At 66.9% G+C, this 2,074-nt stretch carries 1 protein-coding gene; it reads right to left on the bottom strand.

The features are described 5' to 3' along the window. Nucleotides 1–2,074, bottom strand: a 2,074-nt coding sequence (locus A5714_RS06610; protein ID WP_156747195.1) for a multifunctional oxoglutarate decarboxylase/oxoglutarate dehydrogenase thiamine pyrophosphate-binding subunit/dihydrolipoyllysine-residue succinyltransferase subunit, incomplete at both ends; no start/stop codon positions are given.

Raw genomic sequence — 2,074 nt, 5'->3', positions numbered from 1 at the left:
TTGACGTCGACGACGTCGTACATCGACGGGTTGGTCATCGACGGGTCGTCGCCCTCGTTGTGGCCGCGCTTGCGGTAGCACAGCATGTCGATGACGACGTCCTTCTGGAACTTCTGCCGGAAGTCCACGGCCAGCTTCGCCACCCACGCGCACGCCTCGGGGTCGTCGCCGTTGACGTGGAAGATGGGCGCCCCGATCATCTTGGCGACGTCGGTGCAGTACTCGCTGGAGCGGGAGTACTCCGGCGCGGTGGTGAAGCCGATCTGGTTGTTGACGATGATGTGCACGGTGCCGCCGACGCGGTAGCCGGGCAGGTTGGTCAGGTTCAGCGTCTCGGCGACCACGCCCTGGCCGGCGAACGCGGCGTCGCCGTGCAGCATCAGCGGCACCACCGCGAAGCTCTTGCCGCCGTCGTCGTCGGCGCCCCGGTCCAGCAGGTCCTGCTTGGCGCGGACCAGACCCTCGAGCACCGGGTCCACCGCCTCCAGGTGCGACGGGTTGGCGGTCAGCGACACCTTGATGTCGTTGTCGCCGAACATCTGCAGGTACACGCCGGTGGCACCGAGGTGGTACTTGACGTCACCGGAGCCATGCGCCTGCGACGGGTTGAGGTTGCCCTCGAACTCGCTGAAGATCTGCGAGTAGGGCTTGCCGACGATGTTGGCCAGCACGTTGAGCCGCCCGCGGTGCGGCATGCCGATGACGACTTCGTCGAGGCCGTGCTCGGCGCACTGGTCGATCGCCGCGTCCATCATCGGGATGACGCTCTCGGCGCCCTCAAGCGAAAACCGTTTCTGCCCAACGTATTTGGTCTGCAAGAAGGTCTCGAAGGCCTCGGCGGCGTTGAGCTTGCTCAGGATGAACTTCTGCTCGGCGACGGTGGGCTTGACGTGCTTGGTCTCCACGCGCTGCTGCAGCCACTCCTGCTGCTCCGGGTCCAGGATGTGGGTGTATTCGACCCCGATGTGGCGGCAGTAGGCGTCGCGCAGCAGGCCCAGGACGTCGCGCAATTTCGAATGCTCACGGCCGCCGAACCCGTTGACCTTGAACTCCCGGTCGAGGTCCCACAGCGTCAGCCCGTGCGTCTGGACGTCGAGGTCGGGGTGGCTGCGGAACCGGGTCTTGTCCAGCCGCAGCGGGTCGATGTCGGCCATCAGGTGCCCGCGGTTGCGGTAGGCCGCGATCAACTCCATGACCCGGGCGTTCTTGTCGACGATCGAGTCCGGGTTGTCGGTGCTCCACCGCACCGGCTCGTACGGGTTCTCCAGCTCGCGGAAGATGTCGTCCCAGAAGCCGTCGGAGAGCAGCATCTCGTGGATGGTGCGCAGGAAGTCGCCCGATTCCGCGCCCTGGATGATGCGGTGGTCGTAGGTGGAGGTCAGGGTGATCAGCTTGCCGATGCCCAGCTCGGCGATGCGCTCGGGGCTGGCGCCCTGGAACTCGGCGGGGTATTCCATGGCGCCGACGCCGATGATGGCGCCCTGCCCGGCCATCAGCCGGGGCACCGAGTGCACCGTGCCGATGGTCCCGGGATTGGTCAGCGAAATCGTCACGCCGGCAAAGTCTTCGGCGGTCAGCTTGCCGTCGCGGGCGCGTCGGACGATGTCTTCATAGGCGGTGACGAACTGCGCGAAACGCATGGTTTCGCACGCCTTGATGCCGGCCACCACCAGCGCGCGCTTGCCGTCCTTGCCCTGCAGGTCGATGGCCAGGCCCAGGTTGGTGTGCGCCGGGGTGATCGCGGTGGGTTTGCCGTCGACTTCCGCGAAATGCCGGTTCATATTCGGGAATTGCTTGACGGCCTGCACCAGCGCGTAGCCCAGGATGTGGGTGAACGAGATCTTGCCGCCGCGGGTGCGCTTGAGCTGGTTGTTGATGACGATGCGGTTGTCGATCATCAGCTTGGCCGGCACCGCGCGCACGCTGGTCGCCGTGGGGACCTCCAGCGAGGCGGACATGTTCTTGACCACGGCCGCGGCGGCGCCGCGCAGCGTCTGCAGCTCGTCGCCTTCGGCCGGCGCGACGGTGGCCTTGGCCGCCGCCGGCTGCGGCGGGGCGGGTGTGGTGGCCTGAG

Origin of the sequence: Mycobacterium sp. E2462 (assembly GCF_001672685.1) — a bacterium.
Lineage (GTDB): Bacteria > Actinomycetota > Actinomycetes > Mycobacteriales > Mycobacteriaceae > Mycobacterium.
The sequence above is the reverse complement of the archived record's forward strand: the minus strand, read 5'-3'. Positions and strand labels throughout refer to the sequence as shown.